The 24,322-nt window shown below is 65.0% G+C and carries 24 protein-coding genes; 7 read left to right on the top strand and 17 right to left on the bottom strand.

The features are described from left to right. Positions 1-33: 33 nt before the first annotated feature. From K4G53_RS08430 to K4G53_RS08400, 7 genes are all read right to left on the bottom strand, one after another. Positions 34-1,041 (bottom strand): biotin-dependent carboxyltransferase family protein, encoded by a 1,008-nt coding sequence (locus K4G53_RS08430; protein WP_221385261.1) that lies wholly within the window; start codon positions 1,039-1,041, stop codon positions 34-36. Then, positions 1,038-1,769 (bottom strand): allophanate hydrolase subunit 1, encoded by a 732-nt coding sequence (locus K4G53_RS08425; RefSeq protein WP_221385260.1) that lies wholly within the window; start codon positions 1,767-1,769, stop codon positions 1,038-1,040. The genes K4G53_RS08430 and K4G53_RS08425 overlap by 4 nt, the downstream gene beginning before the upstream one ends. Position 1,770: 1 nt before the next feature. Beyond that, complete coding sequence (locus tag K4G53_RS08420; RefSeq protein WP_221385259.1) at positions 1,771-2,559, bottom strand: LamB/YcsF family protein; 789 nt, start codon at positions 2,557-2,559, stop codon at positions 1,771-1,773. Between the two features lie 285 nt (positions 2,560-2,844). After that, the gene (locus tag K4G53_RS08415; RefSeq protein ID WP_221385258.1) at positions 2,845-3,660 is read right to left on the bottom strand and encodes an ABC transporter permease; all 816 of its coding nucleotides are present in this window, start codon (positions 3,658-3,660) and stop codon (positions 2,845-2,847) included. Positions 3,661-3,662: 2 nt separating this feature from the next. After that, a complete protein-coding gene (locus K4G53_RS08410) occupies positions 3,663-4,583 on the bottom strand; it encodes an ABC transporter permease (RefSeq protein WP_221385257.1) in 921 nt (306 codons plus the stop codon). Then, positions 4,580-5,707: an ABC transporter ATP-binding protein gene (locus tag K4G53_RS08405; protein WP_221385256.1), complete on the bottom strand. Its 1,128-nt coding sequence runs from the start codon at positions 5,705-5,707 to the stop codon at positions 4,580-4,582. Before K4G53_RS08405 ends, K4G53_RS08410 begins: the two co-directional genes overlap by 4 nt. A gap of 47 nt (positions 5,708-5,754) precedes the next feature. Further along, a complete protein-coding gene (locus tag K4G53_RS08400; RefSeq protein WP_221385255.1) occupies positions 5,755-6,837 on the bottom strand; it encodes an ABC transporter substrate-binding protein in 1,083 nt (360 codons plus the stop codon). A 313-nt stretch (positions 6,838-7,150) separates the two neighbouring features. Between K4G53_RS08400 and nac the strand changes: the two genes are divergently transcribed. Together nac and K4G53_RS08390 are read left to right on the top strand one after the other, a co-directional pair. Then, the gene (gene nac / locus K4G53_RS08395) at positions 7,151-8,101 is read left to right on the top strand and encodes a nitrogen assimilation transcriptional regulator NAC (RefSeq protein WP_221385254.1); all 951 of its coding nucleotides are present in this window, start codon (positions 7,151-7,153) and stop codon (positions 8,099-8,101) included. A gap of 122 nt (positions 8,102-8,223) precedes the next feature. Then, entirely contained in the window at positions 8,224-8,466 is a 243-nt protein-coding gene (locus K4G53_RS08390; RefSeq protein WP_221385253.1) for a hypothetical protein, read from the top strand. 91 nt (positions 8,467-8,557) lie between these two features. Here the strand turns inward: K4G53_RS08390 and K4G53_RS08385 are convergent, their stop codons facing one another. Together K4G53_RS08385 and K4G53_RS08380 are read right to left on the bottom strand one after the other, a co-directional pair. Continuing rightward, positions 8,558-9,253, bottom strand: a complete 696-nt coding sequence (locus tag K4G53_RS08385) for a 4-carboxy-4-hydroxy-2-oxoadipate aldolase/oxaloacetate decarboxylase (protein ID WP_221385252.1) — start codon at positions 9,251-9,253, stop codon at positions 8,558-8,560. A 32-nt stretch (positions 9,254-9,285) separates the two neighbouring features. Then, complete coding sequence (locus K4G53_RS08380) at positions 9,286-10,494, bottom strand: aspartate transaminase (protein WP_221385251.1); 1,209 nt, start codon at positions 10,492-10,494, stop codon at positions 9,286-9,288. Positions 10,495-10,735: 241 nt separating this feature from the next. Between K4G53_RS08380 and K4G53_RS08375 the strand changes: the two genes are divergently transcribed. The 4 genes from K4G53_RS08375 to K4G53_RS08360 all read left to right on the top strand — a co-directional run bounded on the left by K4G53_RS08375 (position 10,736) and on the right by K4G53_RS08360 (position 13,521). Beyond that, positions 10,736-11,272, top strand: a complete 537-nt coding sequence (locus tag K4G53_RS08375; protein WP_260323441.1) for a hypothetical protein — start codon at positions 10,736-10,738, stop codon at positions 11,270-11,272. Positions 11,273-11,365: 93 nt separating this feature from the next. Further along, a complete protein-coding gene (locus K4G53_RS08370) occupies positions 11,366-12,226 on the top strand; it encodes an SDR family NAD(P)-dependent oxidoreductase (RefSeq protein ID WP_221385250.1) in 861 nt (286 codons plus the stop codon). 137 nt (positions 12,227-12,363) lie between these two features. After that, entirely contained in the window at positions 12,364-12,663 is a 300-nt protein-coding gene (locus K4G53_RS08365) for a DUF4193 domain-containing protein (protein WP_221385249.1), read from the top strand. Between the two features lie 108 nt (positions 12,664-12,771). Beyond that, positions 12,772-13,521 (top strand): MerR family transcriptional regulator, encoded by a 750-nt coding sequence (locus K4G53_RS08360; protein ID WP_221385248.1) that lies wholly within the window; start codon positions 12,772-12,774, stop codon positions 13,519-13,521. A gap of 40 nt (positions 13,522-13,561) precedes the next feature. Here K4G53_RS08360 and K4G53_RS08355 read toward each other — a convergent pair whose 3' ends face one another. From K4G53_RS08355 to K4G53_RS08330, 6 genes are all read right to left on the bottom strand, one after another. Further along, complete coding sequence (locus K4G53_RS08355; RefSeq protein ID WP_221385247.1) at positions 13,562-14,044, bottom strand: hypothetical protein; 483 nt, start codon at positions 14,042-14,044, stop codon at positions 13,562-13,564. Then, complete coding sequence (locus K4G53_RS08350) at positions 14,041-16,506, bottom strand: molybdopterin oxidoreductase family protein (RefSeq protein WP_221385246.1); 2,466 nt, start codon at positions 16,504-16,506, stop codon at positions 14,041-14,043. Before K4G53_RS08350 ends, K4G53_RS08355 begins: the two co-directional genes overlap by 4 nt. Before the next feature lie 126 nt (positions 16,507-16,632). Then, on the bottom strand, positions 16,633-17,661 hold the full coding sequence (locus K4G53_RS08345) for a bile acid:sodium symporter family protein (protein ID WP_221385245.1): 1,029 nt from the start codon (positions 17,659-17,661) through the stop codon (positions 16,633-16,635). 157 nt (positions 17,662-17,818) lie between these two features. Beyond that, positions 17,819-18,403: an AAA family ATPase gene (locus K4G53_RS08340; protein ID WP_308287851.1), complete on the bottom strand. Its 585-nt coding sequence runs from the start codon at positions 18,401-18,403 to the stop codon at positions 17,819-17,821. A gap of 50 nt (positions 18,404-18,453) precedes the next feature. Next, on the bottom strand, positions 18,454-19,749 hold the full coding sequence (locus tag K4G53_RS08335; RefSeq protein WP_221385244.1) for an MFS transporter: 1,296 nt from the start codon (positions 19,747-19,749) through the stop codon (positions 18,454-18,456). Positions 19,750-19,806: 57 nt separating this feature from the next. Further along, positions 19,807-20,454 carry a bifunctional 4-hydroxy-2-oxoglutarate aldolase/2-dehydro-3-deoxy-phosphogluconate aldolase gene (locus tag K4G53_RS08330; RefSeq protein WP_221385243.1) on the bottom strand — a complete coding sequence of 216 codons (648 nt, stop codon included), beginning with the start codon at positions 20,452-20,454 and terminating at the stop codon, positions 19,807-19,809. Positions 20,455-20,547: 93 nt separating this feature from the next. On the opposite strand from K4G53_RS08330, the gene K4G53_RS08325 reads away from it, so the two are divergent. After that, positions 20,548-21,354 (top strand): DeoR/GlpR family DNA-binding transcription regulator, encoded by an 807-nt coding sequence (locus tag K4G53_RS08325; RefSeq protein ID WP_308287850.1) that lies wholly within the window; start codon positions 20,548-20,550, stop codon positions 21,352-21,354. A 69-nt stretch (positions 21,355-21,423) separates the two neighbouring features. Here the strand turns inward: K4G53_RS08325 and menE are convergent, their stop codons facing one another. Together menE and K4G53_RS08315 are read right to left on the bottom strand one after the other, a co-directional pair. Then, on the bottom strand, positions 21,424-22,986 hold the full coding sequence (gene menE, locus K4G53_RS08320; protein WP_221385242.1) for an o-succinylbenzoate--CoA ligase: 1,563 nt from the start codon (positions 22,984-22,986) through the stop codon (positions 21,424-21,426). A gap of 7 nt (positions 22,987-22,993) precedes the next feature. Continuing rightward, the gene (locus K4G53_RS08315) at positions 22,994-24,319 is read right to left on the bottom strand and encodes an MFS transporter (RefSeq protein WP_221385241.1); all 1,326 of its coding nucleotides are present in this window, start codon (positions 24,317-24,319) and stop codon (positions 22,994-22,996) included. Positions 24,320-24,322: the final 3 nt, after the last annotated feature.

The following is a 24,322-nucleotide window of genomic DNA, read 5'->3' as shown; positions in this document are numbered from 1 at the left end:
GGTAACAATGCTTTGGGGGTCCAGCGAGGGTTTCTAGGTTCCGGCGGCCGGCAAGGGCTGGTGCCGGCCCGGCTGGTTCCCGATGCCCAGGAGTGAGAACACTGTGCCGACTTTGGAGCGCAGTGTTTCCAGTTCCCTTAGCGCCGCCCGGTGTTTCGCTGTTGCTTCGGTGACAGAGGTTCTGCGGAAGGTGATTTTGTGGCCCGGCCGGGCCTGGGCCAGCACGTCCAGGGAGCGGCTGGTGACCACTGCCAGGACGGGGTAGCCGGCGGTGACGCCGCGGCCACGGTGCAGCACCAGGAGCTCTTCCCGGGAGGGAACCTCCACGGCGCCTACCGGGACGCCCCGGGACAGCACCTCCGCAGTGGACTGGCGTTCCGGAAGTGCCCCGCCCAGCCGCAGCCCGATGTGGTTGCTCCGGCCACTGACCGTGTACTCGGTGTTGTAGAGCAGTTCGGCGGTGTCGCCGAATTCCTCCACATCGGGCCCATCCGTCACCTCCACCACTGCGGTGCTGTGGAATTCCGGCCGGGTGAGGCCCAGTCGGAAAAGCGGGAGGTCGAAGTACGGCTGGCGGATGGGCGGGACAGAGCGGGAGGTCTTCAGTTCGGTACCTTCGGCGAGCCGGAGTCCGAATCCGACGACGGTGTCCGGCGCGCAGCTGCCCAGGAGTACCGGGGCGTCGACTGAGCCGTGGACGGCGATATAGGCCCGGAGGCCGCCGTGCATGCGGCGCAGCGCTATGGTTTCACCCGCCTGCACGGATACCGGCTCCCACTGCTGGCACTCGCGCCCGCCCACGGTGAGGCGCAGCGGTGCGCCGGTGACGGCGATGAGGAGGTCCGTGGTGGCCCGCATGCGGAAGTCCAGTGCGGTGACTTCCAGCAGCGGGGCATCGTCACCATTGCCGGCCAGGATGTTGGCGGCGCGGGCTGAAAACTGGTCCAGGGCTCCGTTGACCGGCAGGCCGAACCGGGGTCCGCGAAAGCGCCCCAGGTCCGTGACCACGGAGTTGCCTGGCTGCTGGATCACCAGGCTCATCGAATTGCCTCCAGCTTGCGGCCTTCGTACTGTGCGAAGTCTTCGGGATGGATCTGGAGGAACCGCAGTGCGTCGCCGGGGACGTAGGGAACCAGCGGTTCGCTGCCGGCGTCGAGCACGGTCAGCGGGGTCTGGCCGATGACGCACCAGCCACCGGGTGCCATGGCCGGAGCAATGACTGCCTGCCGTCCGGCCACTGACACGGCACCGGCAGGCACCGACAGGCGGGGGTCCTTCAAGCGGGGCACCGGGAACGGGAAATCCGGGCCGTCCATCATGGGCGAGCCGGCCGGGGCGCCCAGGCAGCGAATGACGTAGGCCTTGGTGGTGTGAAGCTGGATGACTTCATCAACGGAGAGCTGCTGCTGTTCGGCAACGCGCTCCAGGTCCGGGCCGTACTCGCCGCCGTAAACCACGGGGACCAGGAATTCGCGGGGGGCCCGGGCGGGGACGCCTGCAAATTCGAGCTGGCGCAGGCCCAGGAGGACGAAAGCCCGCACCTGGCGCGCCGAGGTGACGGCGGGGTCGAACTCGACCAGCAGCGAATCGTAGGTGGGCACCGCCCCGTGGACGCCGTCGGCACCGGCATTGTCCAGCCATGCGGCGAGGGCGTGGACGGTGGCCCAGTTGGCCTCCCTGTCCGGGGAGGAAGCGACGACCCGCAGGGCTGCGTCGCCGGATTCGAACACCTCCACGGGAGGCTGCGCTGCGGTTGGATGGGCGGTCATGTCAGGCGGCTTTCGCTTTGGCGGCCAGGACCTGGCCGAGCGGGGCAATGGTGACGCCGGCGCGTTCCAGTTCCGCACGGACCCGGCGGGCCAGCTGGACGGCACCCGGGGTGTCACCGTGGAGCAGGATGGTGTCGGCAGCGATGGGAAGGTCTGTTCCGGCGACTGTTTCAATGACGCCTTCGCAGACCATACGGATGGTGCGTTCCACGATGACTGAGGGATCGTGGATGACGGCGCCCGGCTGGCTGCGCGGCACCAGGGTGCCGTCAGCCTGGTAGGCGCGGTCCGCGATCCCCACAATGCCGACGGGGAGGTGTCGGGCTGCGGCAGCGTCGGCGAGTTCGCCGTCCTGGGCCAGGACGATGAGGTCCGGATTGATGCGGGCGGCGGCGTCGGCCACGGCCCCGGCGTAGTCCGGCCGGGTGGCAACGAGATTGCCGAGGCGGCCGTGCGGTGCAAGGTGGACGACGCCGGCGCCGTGGTAGGCAGCGAAAGCGCTCAGGGCACCGAACTGGTAAAGGAGGTCGTGACGGACTTCGTCTGCGGTAAGGTCCATGGCCCGGCGGCCAAAGCCCCGCAGGTCCGGGAAGCTGGGGTGGGCCCCGATGCTGACGCCGCGGCGTACACATTCAGCAACGGTGGCGTTCATAATGTCCGGATCTCCGGCATGGAAGCCGCAGGCGATGTTGGCGCTGGACACCACTTCGAGCAGGGCCGCGTCGTCGCCCATCGAGTAGGCGCCGAAGCCTTCTCCGAGATCTGCCACGAGATCGACCATGGGTCCCATGTGAGCCCTCCTTGGGGGGTATTGGCACAGCGCTGGCAACAGGGCACAGTGGCTGCTGCCGGAAAGCGGAAGTGGGGGGACGGGCTTCCAGGGCCTGCGTCCCATGCCCGGATTTCCGGGCTTGTAGAAAAAGTCTGACACCGGGACTTTGATCACACAAAGACGTAATCGGTGTCACGGGATAGGTGCCGGTTATGACCCCTGCCTGTCCCGGACGCAGTCCTGCCCGGCCCGCTGTTGCGGGCCGGGCAGGACTGGTGCGTTGGGTTGTCTGTGGACGCAGCGTCAGCGGAGCGCTTTGCGCAGCCCCATGACGCGTTCCACCACCACCACCACGGCCAGCGAGATCAGGATAAGGATCACGGACAGGGCGGCCACCGCCGCATCCGCCGAGTTTTCCACGTAACGCAGCACCTGCACAGGCAGGGTCGGCAGGCCGGATTCGGCCACGAACAGCGAGATCACGGCTTCGTCGAAGGAGACGATGAAGGCAATGACTCCACCGGCGATCACGCCGGGTTGGATGATGGGCAGGGTCACACGCCGGAATACTGTCCACGACCCGGCGCCCAGGATCCGGGCGGCTGCTTCGCAGGACGTATCCGTGGTGGCCAGGCTCATCAGGGTGGTCCGGATGACGAACGGGATGGTGATGGCCACGTGTCCGATGACTATCCCGGCATAGGTGTTGGTCAGCTTCAATGGGCCGAAGAGCAGCACCATGCCCAAAGCCAGGACGATGCTGGGGATCAGCAGGGGCGACAGGAAGAACGACTGGACCGCGGCCTTGGCCTTGAACTCGAACCGGTCCAGAGCCAGGGCCGCAGGCACTCCGAGCGCCAGGACGATCAGCGTGACGATGACGGCAACGATCAGGCTGACCTTCATGCCCTCCATGAATGTGCCCTCCTGCGGCAGCATCCCATACCACTTCAGGGTGAACCCTTCCGGCGGGAAGGACAGGTACTGGTTGGCGGCGAACGACACCACGAACACAATCAGCAGCGGTGCCAGCAGGAACAGGTACAGCAGGAACACCAGGAGCCCGAATGCTGGTTTGGCGGGGTTGAAGCGCGGTTTGAATACCTTTGCCTCGCTCATGGTCACCCTCCGATCTTTCTGGTGAGGCGCTGGTAGACGGCGATGATCAGGCCGAAAAGCACCAGCAGGATGACGGACAGAGCGGCGGCGAAGGGCCAGTTGAGCAGGCCGGTGGTTTGATCGTAGATCTCCGTGGCCAGGACCTGCACGCTGCCGCCGCCCAGGAGGCGGGGCGTGATGAACGTGCTGATGGACAGGACGAAGACCAGCAGGAACGCGGTCAGCAGGCCCGGCAGGCAGAGCGGAAGCGTAACCCGGGTGAACACCTTGAATTTGCTGGCGCCCAGGGAACCGGCCGCTTCCTCCAGCTGGGGGCTGAGCCGGCCGAACCCGGAGATCATGGCCAGGATGGCGTAGGGCATGAAGATCTCCACCAGGCCTATGGTCACGCCAGCCATATTGTTGGTGAGCTTTAGCGGGGTATCGATCAGGCCCAGCCCGGTGAGCGAGGAGTTCACGAGCCCATTGGTTCCCAGGATCACCATCCAGCCGTAGGTACGGACCACTGCCGAGGTGAGCAGTGGCGCGATGGCAATGGCGATGAGGAGGCCCCGGTACTTGCTGGTGCTGCGGGCCAGAAACAAGGCCACCGGGTAGGACACGAGGACGCACAGGACACCAACGGTGACACCCATCTGGAACGTGTCCAGGGTGACCTTCCAGTAGTAGGGGTCCGTCAGCGGTTGGATGTACGTATCCAGGGTGAACGTCTCAACGATGACGCCGTCCGGGCTTCCCTGGTTGAAGGACATCCGGACCATGTAGGCCAGCGGGAAAACGAAACTGACCAGCAGGCCGAGCAGGCCCGGAAGCAGGAGCGCAAGGTAGGTGCGGCGGTTGCGCCGTTCGGTGGCTCTCTCGAGCTGCCCTTCGTTTTTGGCACGGGGCCTTTCAGGGGCGGCCGGAGCTTCAAGGAGGGTCATGCCGCAAGCCGTTCCGCGACGGCACCCGGAGCCGGAAGCAAATATGCGTCTTCCGGCGCCCATGACAGGTACGCGGCATCTCCGACCCGTGGCAGGTCTCCGCTGATGGTGGGCATTTGGGCCTGCAGCAGTTTTTCGCCCACCCGTACTGCAACGGCCAGCGCATCACCCGTGTAGCTGACGCGTTCAATGGTTCCTGCGAGCGGAGCCGGCCCCGGTCCGGGGGCGAGGGAGACGCCGAGACGGTGGGGGCGGATAACCAGTTCGTGGGTGGTACCGGCCAGCCCGGCCGAACCGACCGCACCGAACTGGCCAAGGCCCTCTACCTCCACGCGGTAATAGCTCTCACCGGCCAGGTTGGCCCGCCCGGTTTCGGCGCCGACACGTGCGTCCAGGAAATTGGCCTGGCCGATGAAATTGGCCACGAAGTGGGTACGGGGCCGTTCGTACACCTCCGTGGGCGAGCCGAACTGTTCGATCAGCCCGCCGTTCATCACTGCGATCCTGTCGGCCATGTCCAAGGCCTCATCCTGGTCGTGGGTAACGAAAAGAGTGGTGGCCCTGGTGCGCTGCTGGATGGACCGGATCTCGGTTCGCATGGTTTCGCGAAGCTTGGCATCAAGGTTGGACAACGGTTCGTCCAGCAAGAGCAGGGTGGGTTCCACCACCAGGGCGCGGGCCAGTGCAATGCGTTGCTGCTGGCCGCCGGAGAGTTCCTTGGTTTGCCGCTTGCCGAGGTGGCCCAACTGGACCATGTCCAGGGCTGCGGCGACACGCGCCTTTTGCTGGGCCTTGGGGACCTGGCGCATCTCCAGGCCGAAGGCAACGTTCTGCTCGACATTCATGTGCGGAAACAGCGCATAGGACTGGAAGACCATGCCCATGCCCCGTTTGTTGACGGGGGTGTGGGTGATTTCCTTGCCGTCCACCACGATGGAACCGGCTGTGGGGTCCATCAGGCCGGCCACCATACGGAGGGTGGTGGTCTTGCCACAGCCGGATGGGCCGAGGAGCGCCACCAGGTGCCCCTCCTCCACTTCCATGTTCAGGCGGTCGACGGCGGGTTCCAGACCTGCTGCGTATCGTTTGGTCAGATCTACGATCGACAGTTTTGATTCAGTCACGGGTTCAGTTCTCCTGAAGGGGGAAGGTGGGGAGGGGCGCCGGGGCGCTACTTGGTGATGATCTGGCGCTTCCAGGTGTCGGTCCACTTGTCGCGGGCCGAGGAGAGGAAATCAACGTCGAGGGGGACGATGTTCAGGGAACCGTCGGTGGGCACCACGCGTGCTTTGACATCGGCAGGCAGGTGCGCGTTCGTCACGGACGGGGCGTAAAAGAGAGCCTTGGCGAAAGCCGTCTGGGCTTCGGCGGACAGCGCGTAGTTGATGAAGGTCGTGGCCGCGGCTGAGTGCGGGGCGTCCTTGACCAGGTTCACGGTGTTGATCTGGTAGACCGTGCCTTCCTTGGGGAAGGTGACGCCCATTTTCTTGTTGCTTTGGTCGCTGTAGAACTGGCCCCGGGCGTTCTGGCCCAGTCCCAGCACCGTCTGTCCCGTTATGACGTTCTGGTACTCGTCCGGGTTGGGCGCGAAGGTCTGGACACTGGGGGCGAGCTCCTTAAGGCGGGCAACAGCGCCGTCAATGCCCTTCGTGTAATCCTCACCCTGCATCTTGGATGTGATCGCCGTCAGGGACAGGCCCAGGAGCGAGGGCGGGGCGTTGACATTGATTTTTCCTGCATACGCAGGGTCCCACAGGACGTTCCAGCTGTCCGGGGCCTTGGGGAAGGTGGCGGTGTCATAGACCAGGCCGACGGCATCGAGCATGGCCACGGGACCGTATCCGTCCTTGTCACGGAACTTTTCAGGCACGTTGGCGAGGTTCGGGATGGCGTCGGGTGTGACCTTTTCGAACAATCCCTGCTTGTTGCCAGTTGTGGAGACTGAGTTGTCCATGATGGCGACGTCCGTGGTCGGGCTGTTCTTCTGGCCCTGGAGGGCACTGAGCATTTCGGCGGATGAACGCTTGGAGGCGTAGTTGATCTTGATGTCCGGGTACTTGGCCTTGAAGGGTTCGATCACTGCCGCGTTGTACTGGTCCTGCCATACGCCGGAGTAGGCAATCAGGTTTACTTCCCCGGATGTGGCGCTGCCGGCCTTGGCCGCGTCGCTGCTTCCCCCGCAGCCGGACATTGCCAACATTGCTGCGGAAAGCGCGGCCACAGCCGCCATTTTCCTTTTGATGGTTGCTCGCATTTGCGTCTCTTTCCTAAGAAGAATCCGGGCGGTTGGCTGCGGATCCTGAATGTTCCGAAGCTACGGTGGGCGTATTTCGAAAATGTAAAAGAAGGCGTCTATTTCGATTAAATGCCTTTCCATGCAGAATGCGTTTGACGTCATCGTGAAATTGCATGTCTGTCTGGGGTTAGAATGTACTGCCAGTGAAATAGCGCTCTGGGTTCAACATAAGGTCGGAGATGTGCATCACGCAAAGACCTGTTGCGTATCCCTCCATAGCATCCGGTTATGACCCACACGGATTCAGGGCGCCGCAAAGAGAGAAGGCGGCATGGATACGCGGAAGCTTGCGTACTTTGTGCAGATCGTGGATTCAGGGAGCATCACCAAAGCCGCTTCGGCGCTGCATGTTGCCCAGCCAGCCCTGAGCCAGCAGGTTTCCGCCCTGGAATCGGAGCTGAAGCAGCGGCTGCTGATACGCAGCAAGCAGGGCGTGAAGCCAACTGCAGCGGGACACACCCTGTACAGGCATGCCCAGTCCATCCTTCGGCTGGTGGAGCAGGCCCGGTTGGACGTGGCAGCCTCCGGCGCAGCCCCGTCCGGCCGCGTATCGATCGCCATCGCCCCCTACAGCATGGCCTCCAGCCTGACCCCGCAGATCATCAGCGAAGTGGGCAGGCGCTACCCGGACATCGTCCTCCATGTGACTGAGATTTACGGGGGCGTTCTCAGCGAGGCCATCAAGAATGGGCGCCTCGACATGGCGCTTATCTACGAGCCAGGCCCTATCCGCGGGGTGCAGTTCACCACGCTGATCGTGGAGGACCTGTACCTGATCGTGAACTCCCGGCGTGAACTGCCGGTCGCTGCTGATGCGGAAACCATCACTCTGGAAGAAGTCGCCACCGTGGGCCTCTTCCTGCCGGAACAGATCCACACGCTGCGCCAGGTGGTGCAGGCCGGCATCGAAGGCAAGGGCATGAAGCTCAAGCTGGTGGGCGAGGTGGAATCCGTGCCATCCCTTACGCGGTTGCTGCGCACGGATCTCGGGGCCACCATCCTGCCCAAGTCGGCCGCGGATGCCCTCTTCCATGAAGAGGACTTCCGGGTCCTGCGAATCACCGACCCCGCGCTGCAGTGCAAGATCGCCCTCTGCACTCCTGACCACGAGCCGTTGTCCGAGGCGGGCTCCGCGGTCCTGCTGGTGCTGAAGGAAATGCTGCAGGAAATGCTGCGCAGCAAATATTCGCCGATTCGCGCCAATGCGCAGGATGCATCATAAGAAGGGCTTATCAGGGCACTCCTGTTTTGTCTTATTCAAGGAATTTTTGCGGCTCTAGGATAAAACCATAAAGGTCCGCTGCAACAGCGGTTACCTCGGCCTTAGATTCCTTGGAGCCCGCCATGAAAAAGATCACCGGACCGCAGTACCGGAAAGCATCAGAACGAAAAATCCAATTGAAGGCAAGCACCGGTTCGCATTGCCCCGCCAACGGTTTCTGGCGGCCGGAGGACGGACCCGCTAATGAGCCGGTGTTCGTATTCGAGGGAAGCATGATGCCCCCCGGCAAACGCGGTTCCACCATGTGGTACCTGGACGATTCACAAGCAGGTCCGCCGGCCTACCGCCTGCCTGGAATCAATTGACCCACAGCTCTACAAAGACAAGAGGCCAGGGGTAAGGCCCGGAGTTCCCGAAGGAACCCGGGCCTTGTGGTTTAAAGGCATCGATGCCGGACTACAGTACGGGCTCCAGTTCGGCGTCCTCCACCAGCAGGCCCTTGGCCTTGAGGACGTCCGTCAGCTTGCACAGCTCGATGGTGGTGCTGCCTTGTTTGTAGCGTCGGATGAGGTCGTCCTCTGCGTCGACGCGCGCCTGCGCCAGCTGGATGACTTCCTCGATTTCGTCCTTGCGGACCACCACCACGCCGTCGGCGTCGCCGAGCAGGACGTCCCCCGGGTAGACGATTTCGTCGCCGAACACTACGGGATGGTTGATGGGGCCGATGGTTTCCTTGACGGTTCCCTTGATGCAGACGCTGCCGGAGAAGACCGGCAGGCCAAGTTCGATGAGGTCCTTGGTGTCGCGCACGCCGGAGTCGGTGACCATTGCGGCCAGGCCCTTTGCTTTCATGGCGTTGCCCAGCACGTCGCCGAACGTTCCGGCTTCCTCGTATTCGCCGGCCGAGACCAGGACAACATCGCCCTTTTGCGCATAGTGGATGGCCACCTGGAGCATGAGGTTGTCCCTCGGGGCACACACCACCGTGACAGCCGGCCCGCAGAAGGTCATGCTGCGGTCGATGGGTTTGATCCTGGAGCTCAGGGCGCCCTTGCGGCCCTGCGCTTCGTGGACGGTGGCGGAGGAGAACCTGGAAAGGCGCTGGATGGCGTCCTCCGAAGGGCGGTCGAATTTCGTCTTGACGTGGATCATGCGATTACTCCTGGGAAACTGGTTGGGGTGTGTCAGGACAGTGCCTGGACGGCTTTTTCGATGGCGGCGATGGATTCCTCGATCACTGGCAGCGCGGTGGCGTAGGAGATCCGGAAGTAGGGGCCCAGGCCGTAGGCCGAGCCTTGGATGACGGCCACCGAGGCGGCATCCAGCAGGTAGAGCGTGAAGTCCTCGTCATTGGTGATCTGCCGGCCTTCGGGCGTCGTCTTTCCGATGACCCCGGCGCAGTTGACGTACGCGTAAAAGGCGCCCTCCGGCGTCGGGCATTGCAGGCCCTCGACGGCGTTGAGCCCGGCGACTGCCGCATCGCGCCGCTCCCGGTAGACCTCCACGCTTTCGCGGACAAATGCCTGGTTCCCGGTCAGCGCGGCGGCAGCGGCCGCCTGGCTGACGGACGACGGGCAGGACGACATCTGGGACTGCAGCTTGTTGATGGCCGCCACCAGCGGCGCCGGTCCGCCGGCGTACCCCAGCCGCCACCCTGTCATTGCGTAGGCTTTGGAGACGCCGTTGGTGACCAGCACCCGGTCCTTGAGCTCGGGCGCCACGGCCACGAGGCTGGTGATCGGCTCTTCGCCGAAGTGGATTTCGTCGTAGATCTCGTCCGTGAGCACGTAGACGGAGGGGTGGTCCTTAAGGACGGCGGCGAGGCCAGCCAGTTCCTCCCGGGAATAGACGGCTCCCGTGGGGTTGGAGGGCGTGTTGAGGATGAGCCACTTGGTGCGCTCCGTCAGGGCCTGAGCCAGGGCCGCGGGGGTGAGCTTGAACCCGATTTCTTCGCCGCAGGGGACAATCACGGGGGTGCCCTCGTTGGCCAGCACCATGTCCGGGTAGGAGACCCAGTACGGCGCCGGAATGACAACCTCGTCGCCCTGGTCGAGGGTGGCCATGAATGCCGTGAAGATGACCTGCTTTCCGCCGCCGCCGATGGTGATTTCGGCCGGGGTGTACTGCTGGCCCGTCCTGCGCTCCAGCGTCTGCAGGATGGCCTTCTGGAGTTTCGGCGTCCCGTTGACCGACGTGTACTTCGTTTCACCGCGGCCGATGGCCGCGATCGCCGCGTCCTTGATGTGCTGCGGGGTATCGAAATCCGGTTCGCCCACGGTCAGGTCCAGGATCCGGCGCCCCTCGGCCTTGAGTTCCCGCACACGGGCGGCCGCGGCAACACTGGGCGAGGATTTGATACGGGTTACACGTGATGCGGGCACGAATTCAGGCATGGTCTCTTCCAGGGTTCCGGGACGGATGAGTGTGGTTCATTCGAGCGTAAGGAAGGAACGACCGGCTTGGATAAGACCTAAAGTGCGTGGACGGATAAGCAGCCCTTATGACCCGGCAGCCAGAAGTTTTGCCTATCGCACCACGCGTTATTGGTATTGGCTCCCGTGCTTTGGCGCGGCGTAGCGTGCTGGTTGGACCCGTCGACCACGACGGGGTTGCGCGGCCAAGACAGGAGCAGAGGTGGCCCGGACACAGTCATACGAGCGGTCAATTTCCCCTTCGGCGGCTGTGGGGAGCCGTTACCGCTACCGGGGCGTCCCCGCACCGGACCCTGCAGTGGCCCGGGCGGAAGAGCTCCTGTCCCTCCTGGCGCAGCACAAACGCATGATTTCCCTGCGGTCAAGCCGGCTGCGTGCGCTTTCCCTGGAGCTCAATGAACGCGTTGCCCAGGCCTTTTGTGACGGGGTGAAGGTAGCCCCGCTTGCCAGGGCTGCCGGACTGCCTGCCGCAACGGTCCGTGTTATCGGGGCGCAGGACGAACTCTATCCTTCCGGGCAATCCCCCGAAGCCCATCTAAGGACCATCACCACGCTTGCAGCGGAGGTGGAATCCGTCGAGGCGGCGCGTACCGCCGTCGAACAAACCCGCGCCGGGGTGCTCGCCACGGCACGGAAGCTGCGCCTCCTGGACGACTACCAACTCGCCGCCGCCAGCGGACTGAAACATGAGGAGATACGCAAGGTGACCAGGGGCATCACCACGCCACAGGCATCCTGAAAAGCCCACGGTTGCGGTCCGGCAGGCTCTGGCCACATGCTCCGAACAGTGCTGGGATAGTCCCGGAGGATGGGATTACCTGGAGGCGGCGGGATGGCACGGCTGGACGGACGCATTGCATTGGTGACCGGCGCGACCGGAGGCATCGGGCAGGCAGTGGCCGCCGGCCTCGCCGGCGCAGGGGCCACCGTTGTCGTCGTGGGCCGGAGCGAGGCGCGTGCCCAGGCGGCGATGGCAGATATCCGGACACGCGTTCCAGGCGCGGACCTTGAGCCGCTCGCCTGTGACCTGTCCCTGCAGTCCTCTATCCGCGCCGCCGTGGACGGGTTCCGTTCCCGTCACGGCAGGCTGGACATACTGGTGAACGCCGCGGGCGTGTTCCGGAAGGAACGCCACGAAACCGCCGAAGGGCTGGAACTCACCTTCGCCACCAACGTGATGTCCTACTTCCTGGTTACCGGCCTCCTGCTGGAGGAGCTCAGGAAAAGTGCCACCGCTGCCCTGCCCTCACGGATCGTCAACATTGCGTCCAAGTATGGAAACGTCAGAATCCCCTTCGATGACCTGCAGACAGCCAAGGGAAAATACAGCTTCCTCCGTTCCACGCCGCCCACCATGCTGGGCCGGGTCCTGCTGACCCAGGAGTTTGCCGAACGGCTGCGCGGAACAGGCGTGGTGGTCAACGCCGTCCACCCGGGGCTGGTGAGGAACACGGGCCTGCTGCAGGACGTGGGCGGCCCGTTCCGGTGGATCACGAACACACTGGGAAAGACGGCGGAGCGGGCGGCAGACACACCGCTCTGGCTCGCCGTGGCACCTGAAACGGCAGCGGTCACCGGCAAGTTGTGGGCAGGCCGGAAGCAACTTCCTACCCCCGGCATGGGTTCAGACCCGGAGGCGCGGCGGCGGCTGTGGGAAGCCTGTGCACGCCTGGCAGGCACGGATTTCAGCTGATCCACGGACGCGAAGCTGGCAGGGAATTAGTTGGGGCCGCCCTGCGTTGTCGATCTGTTCAGGACCGGATTCCGAAGACGGCAGTCTAGAATCCAGTCCCGGATAACCAGAAAGAAAGTCGACAGGAGAACCACCACATGTCAGTTGACTACGACGCTCCGCGGGTGACTCCCGAGGAAGAGCCGAATGTCGCCCTGGAGGAGCTGAAGTCCGATAAGTCCGGCCGCCGGGAGGCCACCCCCGACGTGGACGAGACGGACCTCGCGGACAGCTTCGAGCTGCCCGGCGCCGACCTCTCCAACGAGGAGCTCCTCATCCAGGTGGTGCCGGTGCAGGCGGACGAATTCACGTGCATGTCCTGCTTCCTGGTCCACCACCGCAGCCAGCTTGCCCGGGAAAAAGACGGCAAGAAATACTGCAAGGAATGTGAGGGATAGCGGGGGAATGCCGCCTGCGGCACCTGGTTCACCGGACCACTGTTGCCCTGCGGCTGCCCCTCCACCGGGCTTGAACCTGGCGCGGCGTCAGGATCTACCGTGGTCGGTATGGAACAACATGGTGAAGCGTTATGGAGCATCGGGGAGCTGGCGGCGGCAACCGGTGTGACGGTCCGAGCGCTCCACTACTACGACAGCATCGGCCTGCTCCGGGCAACTGTCCGCACGGCTGCCGGCCACCGCCGCTACACCGAACAGGACCTGCGGCGGTTGTACTGCATCCGGACTCTGCGGAGCCTGGGGGTGCCGCTTGGCGACATCGCCACCGCGCTGGACGGTGCCGGTCCCGGTTCCCTGCAAAGGCTGCTGCTCCGGCAGCTGGCCGCGCTGGACGATCAGGCGCTGCAGCTGAAGCAGCTGCAGCGGACCATCCGGGAGCTGCTGGAACGCATCAGCAGCCACGGGCATGCCGAGCCCGCCTATTTCATGACCGTTCTGGAAAGGATGACGATGTTCGGGAACTACTTCACCGAGGACCAGCGCCGCGAACTCGACGAACGGCGGGCCGGGTTGGGGCAGGAGGCCATGGAGGAGTCACGGACCGAGTGGGCTGGCCTGGTCGAGGAGGGCCTGCGCCAGGTCGACGCCGGTGTCCCCGCCGGCAGCCCGGAGGCCACGGACCTGGTGCAGCGCTGGGATGAGCTGGGCTCCCGTTTCCACAGCAGCGAGGGCACCAAAGCCGCCGCCCGCACCATGTGGAACGAGAACAGCGCCGAACTGAGCAAGGCCCTGCCCTGGACCGCCCAGCAGATGCAGGCCCTGGTGGCGCACCTGCAGGCGGCCCGCCAACACAGCTGACGGGGAACCTGGCTGACCCGGAACGTGGCTGACAGGGAACTTAGCTGACCAGCACCTGGGTGGCGGATTCCTTCAGCTTGCCGTTGGCCCACTTCATCTGCCGGATCGTTTGCGGATGGCATTTCTCCGCCAAGCCCAGCAGGTCCTGGTCCTTCATCCCCTGGGCGGCCTGGGCCAGCAGCTCCCAGTCCGCGGATACGCCGCACGCCTGCAGGTAGACTTCCCGCAGGTCGCGCAGCAGCAGCATCCCCGTTTCCGGCCGCCGGCCCACCATCTCACTGCCCTTCTCCCGCAGGGTCTCCATCAGCCCCGCCTCGCTGCGCGGTTCCGGATCCAGGTTCTCGCCGTAGTTCCCGGCAAGCGCCGCGATGTCCCGGACGTGCTGCTGCGACCAGCGTGAAAGGTCCCGGGCCAGGTGGTAGATCTCGTGGTCCACCTTGTGGCGTTCCGAGATGACCAGCAGGTGGTGCGCCAGCTCGTTTTCGGAGCGGTGCAGTTCCTTCAATACGAGTCCGAATTTCATCGCGCTCCTCCTTCCGTGCCGCCGGCTTCGTCGGCCAAGGCGGATGTGATTCCCTTGGTCCTGGCCTCATCCGGGAAGCCGCCTGCGGGCGCCGACGCCGTGGTGGTGGGCGCTGGCGACGGCCCGTCGCCGGCGGAAATCCGGGTGATGCGGGCGGCTGCCGTCTTGAAGATGGGCTGCTTGGATGCGGCGTCCCAGTCGGTGATGGTCAGTTCGTTCGCGGCCCTTCCTGCCCCGTCGGGCTGGTGCCCGCCGTCGGTGTCCCAGTAGCCGTAGTGGAAGGGCAGGAACAGGACCCCGTTCCTGATCCCGCTGATCCGGACGCGCGCACGGACCGAACCACGCGGTGTCTCCACCTCCGCAAGGTCCCCCTCGGCAATCCCGTAGCTGCCGGCGTCGTCCGCTGACAACTCCACCCAGACGTCAGGCGCGGCCGCCTGCAGTTCCGGGGCCCTGCCCGTCTTGGTACGCGTGTGGAACTGGTAGAGCGTGCGCCCGGTAATGAGCTGGAGCGGGAAGTCCTGGCTCGGCAGCTCGTGCGGCGGCACGTATTCGGCGGCCTTGATGATGGCCTTGCCCTCCGGGTTGAGGGCCTTGTACTCGGACGGGTCCACGGGCGCGCCGGTGATCAGGTCGCGGCCGTAGGTCTCGCAGTACTCCGGGTGGGCCCAGAACTTTCCGTCAGCGTAGATCCGTTCGGTGCCCTCCGGGTTCTCCTCGTTGCACGGCCACTGGATGCCGGAGCCGCCGCGCAGCTTGCCGTAGGTGATGCCGGTGTAGTCGCAGGGACGCCCGCGGGAGCATTCCTTCCAGGCTTCGAAGGCGGACTCGGGGTCGTGCCACTTGATCAGCGGCTGACCGTCCTTGTCCTTCAGGCCCATGCGGTGCGCGTAGTCGATGAAGATGTCCAGGTCGGGCCGGGCCTCACCGGGCGGGTCCACGGCTTTTTCCGAAAGGTGGACCGTGCGGTCCACGTTGGTGAAGGTCCCCGTTTTTTCGCCCCAGGTGGCGGCAGGGAGCACGACGTCGGCCAGCTGGGCCGTCTCCGACAGGAAGATGTCCTGCACCACCAGGAACAGCCGCTCCTGCTTCAGGATGCTGCGGACCCGCGCCAGTTCGGGCAATGAGACGGCGGGGTTGGTGCCGCTGACCCACAGCATCCTGATGGAGCCGTCCTCCGCGTACCGCATCATCTGCATGACGTGCGTGGGCGGCGAGTAGTGCGGGATCGACATGGGGTCGATGTTCCACACCCGGGCGAGATCCTTGACGTGGGCGTCGTTGGACCAGTTCCGGAAGGCGGCCAAGTCCCCGTCAGCCCCGCACTCGCGCGTGTTTTCGGCAGTGGGCTGGCCGTTCATCTGCAGGATGCCGCAGCCCGGCTTGCCCAGCATGCCGCGGATGATGTTGATGTTGTTCACCTGCACCGCGGCGGCGGTGCCCTGGTTCGATTGGTAGAAGCCCTGCAGCACCGTGGACAGGAGCCGTTTGGCGTGGCCGATGATGCTGGCCGCTTCGGAGATTTGCTCCGCCGGGACGCCGCAAATTTCCGCAACCACGGCCGGAGGGTAGTTCTTGACCTCTTTTTCGAGCTCGGAGAACCCCACGGTGTGGGCCTGGATGTACTCCTGGTCCACCCAGCCGTTGGAGATGATCTCATGCAGGATGCCGTTCATCAGGGCCACGTTGGTGCCCGGGCGCGGTGCCAGGTGCACGGTGGCGGCCTTGGCCACGGGGGTCAGGCGCGGGTCCACGCAGATGATGCTGGGCGGGTTGGGCCCTGCCAGGCGGTCCAGCATCCGGGTCCACAGGACAGTCTGGGTTTCCGCCACGTTGTGCCCGTACAGGGCGATGACGTCGGCGTGGTCCACATCGGTGTAGGAGCCCGGCTGGCCGTCGCAGCCGAAAGATTCCTTCAGCGCCTCGGCTGCCGTTGCCGTGCACAGCCGCGTGTTTCCGTCCACGTGGTTGGTGCCGATGCCGCCGTGCGCTATGGTCCCCAGCGTGTAGTACTCCTCGGCGAACAGCTGGCCGGTGGTGTAGAAGCCGATGGCGCTGGGCCCTTGCTCCGCCAGCAACGCCTTCGAACGGTCCACCACGCGCTGCATGGCGGTGTCCCAGTCCGTCTCCACCAGCTTCCCGCCCTCGCGGATCAGCGGCTTGGTGAGCCGGTCCGGCGATGCGTTCGCCTGCCACCCGTACAGGTCCTTCGGTCCCAGGCGGCCGTGGTTCACCCTGTCCACCGCCCGTCCCCGGACGCCGACAATCCGGTTGTCCTTGACTGCTATGTCCATGGCGTCGCCGTTCGAGTGCAGCAGCGACGCCGTCTGCACCCAGGCGTCCACATCCTCCGGGGCCACCCCCTCGGCCAGGTGGGTGTCCACCCTGACCGGCCATTCATTCCCGGCGCCGTACGGCGTCCGCGTCCCCCATGGTTCAGCTATTCGGTCGATCTGAGCCATCTGTCCCTCTCCCGTCCGGAATTGGCCGGGGCAGTGCGGGCGGCGCTGCCCCTACCGGGTCCTTTACCCAGAACGGGGCATTGGAAACAAAGGGTTTATGGGGTCATTCGGCGGTGACGGTGCAGGTCAGGCGCGCTTGTCCGTAAGCGGCGTGTCCTGCAGGGGCGTGTCCTGCAGGGGGCGGCGGGCCAGCCAGGCAGCCACGATTGCCCCGGAGATGTTGTGCCATAGCGAGAACACGGCGGAGGGCAGTGCTGCGAGGGGGCTGAAGTGGGCGGTGGCCAGTGTGGCGGCCAGGCCGGAGTTCTGCATACCCACTTCGAAGGCCAGGGCGCGGCGGGCTTTGTCGTCCAGCCGGCCCAGTTTCCCGGCCAGGTAGCCCAGCCCGAGGCCGAAGCCGTTGTGCAGCACCACGGCGAGGAACACGATGGCACCGGCGGCGACGATCTTGCTGGCGCTGCCGGCAACCACGATGGCCACGATCAGGGAGATCACGACGGCGGACGCCCACGGCAGTGCCGGCAGCACCTTGGCGACAAGCTTCTTGAGGAAGAGCCGGGCCAGGAGGCCGGCGACCACCGGCAGCAGCACGGTTTTGACGATGTCCCCCACCATGCCGGCGGCATCGATCGAAAGGTAGGAGCCTGCCAGGAACAGGACGAGCAGCGGGGTGACGATGGGGGCGATCAGGGTGGAGACGGACGCTACCGCCACCGACAGGGCTACGTCGCCCTTGGCCAGGAACGCCATCACGTTCGAGGCGGTTCCGGAAGGCGCGCAGCCCACCAGGATGACCCCCACGGCCAGTTCGGGTTCCAGGTTCAGGGCGCCTGCGATCAGCCAGCCTGCGCCGGGCATGATGATGTAGTGCGCCACAATTCCCAGCGCCACGGCCCACGGGCGCTTGGCCACGGCGGCGAAGTCCGGCGGGGTCAGCGTCAGGCCCATGCAGAACATGATGATGCCGAGCAGGTAGGGCACGGCCGGCCCCAAAGGTTTGAAGGCGCCGGGAAGCAGGAAGCCAACGACTCCCGCGACCACCACCAGGATCGGGAACACCGTCACGGCGATGCGCGCGATCCTGCTTTCCGCTTCCAGCGCGGGGTTGGCGGGGGCCTTGTCGGGCGAATTCCGGGGTTTAGTTGCCTCAAGCATCTAACCATGCTGTCACCGGGTGGCAGGTCCCGCCAATTGATGACCGCGATCGGTAATGACGGCGAAAGCATACCGGCCGGCAAACTGCGCCTCCGCTTGGGAAAAGAACAGTGGACGACGGCGGGTTCTCCGCCGTCGTCCACCCCTTCCCCCGCTCCTAGGCAGCCCCGGTGGTCACCGCCGCCGCAAAGGAAGTAACGTCGACGGCAGCGCCGCTGTTATCGAAATCCAGGTGGCGCGCCTCCTTCCACCGGCAGGAGTCGCCCTGGGCCCCCGACCAGAACGTTTCCCAGTTGGCCAGCTTCCACTCATCGCGCGGGTACCCGCGCGCGATGAGGCGCCGACGCAGGGCCTCCCCTGCCAGCCGGACGTGGACCACGATGAGTTCGGCCTCGGGCCACTGGTGCTCGGCCCGGACCTTGGCTAGGTAGTCATCGTCGGGGAAGAACCGGCCGAAGGGAGCGTCCAGCACTACCGAGTTGCCCGCCCGCAAGTTGTCGCGCGTCAGGTCCAGGATGGACGCGTACTCCAGCGGCATGATGACGTTTTGGTAGAACTCATTGTTGTCCCGCTCGTTCGGGTCCGAACCGTTGAGTTTCAGAAGCAGTTCGGTGAAGCGGATGGTGGCGGTGTCTTTGTCGATGTGCGCCGCGCCGAACCGCTCCGCAAGGTGGCGGCTGACACTTGATTTTCCAGAGCCTGCCGGGCCGATCACAAAGAACACTTTGGGGATACTGGTCACTGCTTGTTCTTCCTCGAACTGTGGCTTGTGGGATGCCAGGAATGCGGGCGTTACGCCGCGACCGGCTTGCGGCGGTCCTTGACGAAGAAGCCGTATGACACGGCGCCCACAATCAGCAGCACACCGCCAATCAGGAACACCATGGTGTAGTTGCCGCCGGTGGCATCAAGGATAAGGCCGGTAACGATCGGCGCCACTGCAGCCCCCAGGAATCCGCCAAAGTTCTGGATGGCGCCAAGGGAGGCCACTTGGTTGGGTTCCGCAATATCCGACGCCAGGGTCCAGAGCACACCGATAGGTACTTGGGCCGCGAAGTAGCCCAGGGACAGCAGCACGATTGCCAGGGCAGTATTTTCCACGTAAGCCACCGGCAGCACGGCGGCGGCGGCGAGCAACGCACCGCCCACAATTGGGATCTTTCGGGCACGGACGACAGGGATGCCGCGGGCGATGGCCTTGCCTGAGAAGATACCGCCGGCCAGCACGCCGGCGATGCCGCAGAGGAACGGCAGTCCTGCCAGCCAACCGATTTGGCTAAGGCTGAATCCGCGTGCGGTCTGCAGGTAGCTGGGAAGCCAGGTGAGGTAGACCCAGACGGTGTAGAAGATGCCAAAAGCGCCAATGACCATGAACCATGTGTTCTTCTTGGTGAGAAGCTCGCCCCATCCGGCCTGCTTCTCCTTGGGCTGAAGCTGCGCTTCGAATTCCGCACCCTTGATGATGAACTGTTCCTTCAGCGTGGGGTCGCGGTAGACGCGGAGCCAGACCAGGGCAATGACGATGCCGAGCGCGCCGACGACCAGGAACATGCCGCGCCAGCTCATGGTCAGCATGAGGAAGGTCAGGAGCGGCGGCGCAATGGCATTGGCGATCTGTGAACCGGTGTTAACGATGGAGACGGGCAGCGCACGCTCGGTTTTGTTGAACCACTTGTCAGCCACCTTGAGCCCCGACGTGAAGAACGGCGACTCTGCGACGCCCAAGGCAACACGGGCGGCATAAAGGAACCCGAAGGAGTTGGCCAGGGAGGAAAGCATAGAGACGATAGACCACAGCCCTGCGGCCCAGGCGAACATCTTCTTAGGCCCAAACCGGTCCACCAGGTACCCGGCCGGAAGGTTGGCAATGGCATAAGGCCAGGAGAAGGCGGACAGCAGCAGCCCCATTTGGAGGGCGTTGAGCCCGAATTCCTTGGCAATCGTGGTGTTGGCGATGCTGAGGTTGTTCCGGTCCAGGTAGTTGACGATGCCGCCGATGACGAGCAGGGCGATGAGGTACCACCTGATCCGCACGTTGCGTCCGGGCTTTTCAGTGGACGCGTCAATTTCTGCTGAAGCTTGGCTCATGCAGCTCACTCCTTTGTGTTCTGTCGGCAACGACTGCCGGTACTGGGGGTGCCGGCCTTAGCGGCGGGCTTGTTCAATTGCTGCGAGGAAGGTGCGGGCAGCCTCCGCAACCTTGCCGTAGTCGCCGTCCTGCCGGGCTGCCTTGGTGACAAAGCTGCCGACACCAACGGCGGTGACTCCCGCGGCGAACCATTCGCCCACGTTGGCCGGACTCACGCCTCCGGAAGGCATGACGGGCGCCTGCGGCAGCGGCGCGAGGATTGTCTTTACGTAGGCAGGGCCGCCAAGCTCGGCGGGGAAGAGCTTGACGATGTCCGCGCCCGCTTCGAGGGTGTTAAGCACCTCCGTAGGCGTGAACGCGCCGCTCGCGCTGACCACCTGGTAGCGGTTGGCAGTGGCGATCATCCTCGGATTCAGCTGCGGACTGACCAGCAGCCGTGCTCCGGCCGAGATCGCCGCGTAGGCGGCTTCGGCGTCGAGCACCGTTCCCGCGCCGACCACGATGCCCTGGTCGACGTACTTGTCGGCCAGACGCTCAATGACGCCCAGGGCGCCCGGAACGGTCAGCGGGACTTCGACCGCACGGATACCGCCTGCGATGGCGGCCTCGGACACCCGGTAGGCCTCGTCGGCAGAGTCAAGCCGCGCGATGAGCAGGGCTCCAGTGCGGATGATCGTTTCCTGAGTTTCAAATTTATTTAACATCGTTTAAGAGATTAGACCAAAGATTCACAAAGCGGAACACCCTGTGAAAACTTGTTAAGCTGGAAGTACTTCATTTTCAAAGGAGAACCGCCTGTGAGCCCGACCGCCCGGCCCCTGATCCCCGAGCAGCGCCACCAGGAAATCCTGCGCCTGTTGCGCCGGGAGGGCGTCCTCAGTATCCGCAGCCTTACCGACTACATGAACGTCTCCCATATGACGGTCCGGCGGGACATCACGGCCTTGGAAGATCAGGGACAAGTGATATCAGTGCAAGGTGGCGTCCGGCTCGCGGACTGGACCAGCCAGGAGCCTCCGCGCGAGCGCGAGTTCCGCGCACAGCTTGAACTGCCGCGCAAGCAGGCCATTGCCGAGCTTGCTGCCGGGTCAGTGGAAGACGGCATGGTGATCTTCCTCGACGCAGGCACCACCTGCCAGTCGGTGGTGCCGTACCTCGCCGGGCGCCAGGGCCTTACCGTGGTGACCAATGATTTCTACGTGGTCACCAGCCTGTTCACGTACCCTCACATCGAGACCATCCATACCGGCGGGGCGGTGGATCCGTCCAGCGCCTCGAGCTGCGGAAAAATCGCCGCCGACGTGGTGCACTCCATCAACATCGACCTGTGCTTCCTCAGCACCGGCACGTGGAACATGGCCCGGGGCATCACCACGCCCGTCATGGACAAAGTAGAAGTGAAGCTGGCCGCCCTGGAGGCCTCGTCGTCGTGCTTCCTGCTGGCGGACAGCACCAAGTTCGGCACGGTATCGCGCTTCAATGTGGCACCCCTTGAAAGGCTGGACGGCGTAGTCACCGATGACCAACTGCCCCAGGAGATGCAGGAGAACATCCGCGATCTTGGAGTCACAGTGCAGGTGGCCGCCCTAGGACGGGCCGCTTGACAGGGCTCCATCGTCCTTAAAACACAACGCCCGCCCCGGGATACCGCGGCGGGCGTTGTGCAGCGCATGTCAGAGCTGTTTACGGAGCTCCATCTTCCGGATTTTCCCGCTGGCCGTGCGCGGCATGTCATCCACCACCACCAGAGACTTGGGGATCTTGTAGCGGGCAAGCCGGCCGTCCAGGAAACTTTGCAGCTGCTCCCCGGTCAGTGATGCGCCGTCGCGCAGCGTGACCACCGCCCGCGGTACCTCGCCCCATTTGTCGTCGCTGACGCCGATGACCGCTACGCTGCTGACGGCGCTGTGTTCGGCGATGACGGCCTCCACCTCCGCAGGGTAGATGTTCTCGCCGCCGGAGATGATCATGTCCTTGAGCCGGTCCGAGACGAACAGGAAGCCCTCCTCATCGCGGTAGCCCATGTCGCCGGAGCGGAACCAGGAGCCGTCGGAGTAGCTGGCGCCGGTGGCCTCCGGGCGGTTCCAGTATTCCTTGATCACGTTGGGGCCGGAGACCTGGATCTCCCCGACCTCGCCCGGCGCGGCAACCCCGCCCATCGGATCGGCGATCCGGACGTCCGTGAAGAAGTGCGGCAGGCCCGCCGATCCGGCTTTCTCCCGGGAACGGTCCACGGGAAGCATGGTGGCCCCCGGCGCCGTCTCGGTCATGCCGTAGCAGCTGGTGAACCCAATGCCGCGGTCCTCGTACGCGTCCAGGACAGGGCGGGGAATGGCGGAGCCGCCGCACGTGAGCTTGTCCAGGGAGCTGAGGTCCGCCGTGGCCCATCCTGGATCCTCGCACAGCAGCTGGAACGTTGTGGGCACGCCGTTGAGGGTGGTGACCTTGTGCTCCTGGATCAGTTCCAGCACCCTTGCGGTGTGGAACTTGGCCTCCAGCACCACGGTGGCACCCTTGAGCAGCATCGGCAGCAGCCCCATGTCCAGCGATGCCACGTGGAACAGCGGCGAGATCATGAGCGCCACGTCGCTGCGGTTGATGTCCATGTCCACGATGGTGTTGATGCAGTTCCACGTGATGTTCCCGTGTGTCAGCAGCGCACCCTTGGGCTTGCCGGTGGTCCCCGAGGTGTAGAGGATCATCGCACCGTCATCGAGCTCCACCGGGACGTCGAGGGAGTCCGGCGCTGCAGCCTGCAACGCCTCCTCATAGTCGTCGACAACTACGGGGTGCCCGACGGCGGCCGGTGGCGTGGCAGCGGAAGGTTCCGTTCCGCCGTCGGCCGCTATGACAAGGCGGTGGGTCACCCCAGTGGCTTCCACGGCGGCGGAAGCGGGCGCTTCCAGGGCACCGGCATTGACCAGCAGCAGGGCCCCGGAGTCCTGCAGCTGGAACTGCAGCTCGGGTGGCGCGAGCCGGGTGTTGAGCGGCACGAAGATGGCGCCCAGGAGCCCGCGGGCGAAGAACGTCTCCACGAAGGACGGGTGGTTCTCCCCCAGGTACGCCACCCGGTCATTCTTGGCCACTCCCCTGTCCCGGAGTGCGTTGGCCAGGCGGTCGGTACGTTCCGCGAGCTCCTCGTAGCTCAGGGTTCTTGCTCCGGACAGAAGTGCAGCCTGGGCACCCGATTTCCGGCGGCGGCGCTGCAGCCAGGAGCCAACTCCGTTGTTGTCCATGGTTCTCCTAACGGACCGTGGTGAGGTCGTTGTTCTTAGATTCCCGCGTCAGGGCGATGAAGACAATCGAGACGAGTGCCATGACCGACAGGAACACCACCACGGGGAGGATGTCCTGCCCGGAGTCCTTGTAGAGCCCGGCCACGATGCCCGGGGTGAAGCCTGCGCCGATGAGCGTGGCCAGCTGGTAGCCCACCGCGGCACCGGTGTAGCGGGAGGTGGTGCCGAACTGTTCGGAGACGAACGCCGCCAGCGGACCGTACAGGGACGAGTGCAGGATGAGTGCCACGGTGAAGGCCACGAAAACCAGGGCCACGTTGCCGGAGCCGAGCATGCCGAACATGGGGAACAGGTAGGCGATGAACAGGGCCAGTCCGGCGATCATCACGGGGCGGCGGCCGAGGCGGTCGGACAGGCGGCCACCCAGCAGGACGAAGATGATGGAGATGGCCGAGGCTCCCGCGAAGGCATACAGCACGCCCTGCTGCGGTGCGCCCTTGGACACAGCGTAGGTCACCGAGAAGGTGGGCAGCACCACCTGGAGGCCGAATCCGGCGGCACCGGCGAACATGATCATGATCAGGGCCTTGGGCCGACGCAGCACGTCCAGCAGCGGGATCTTGCGCTTGGCACCCTGGGCCTCTTCCTTCGCCACGGCTTCGGCGAAGATGGGGCTTTCGGAGACCCGCAGGCGGACGAACATGCCCACGATAAGGAGCACGAAAGACAGCAGGAACGGCACGCGCCAGCCCCAGGCCAGGAAGGCGTCCTGCGGCAGGGCCGAGAAGATGCCCATCACCACGGTGCCCAGCACTGCGCCGGTGGGTGCCCCGGCGTTGACGAAGGAGGCCGCGAAGCCGCGCCGCTTGGGGTCGGAGTGCTCCAGCGCCATGAGCGCGGCGCCTCCCCATTCACCGCCGACGGCGATCCCCTGGCAGACCCGCAGCAGCACCAGGATGACGGCGCCCCACGGCCCGATCACGCCGGCGCCGGGGATCAGGCCGATGAGCGTTGAGGCGATGCCCATCATGGCCATGGAGATGATCAGCATCCCCTTGCGGCCCACCTTGTCCCCGAAGTGGCCGAAGATGACGCCGCCCAGCGGCCTGGCCACGTAGCCGGCGGCGAAGGTGGCGTAGGCGGCGACGACGCCCACCCATTCGTCCGTTCCGGCGAAGAAGACCTTCGGGAAGGCGACTGCCGCCGCCGTGGCGTACAGCAGGAAGTCATAGAACTCGATGGTGCTGCCCAGATAGCTGGACAGGATGACCGTGCGCGCTTCCTTGCGCTTTGCGGCCGTGCCCGCTGAGGCGAGCGTGGTGTGTCCGGACATGGC

Origin of the sequence: Arthrobacter sp. MAHUQ-56 (assembly GCF_019710585.1) — a bacterium.
GTDB lineage: Bacteria > Actinomycetota > Actinomycetes > Actinomycetales > Micrococcaceae > Arthrobacter.
This window is presented reverse-complemented; position numbering and strand designations above follow the sequence as displayed.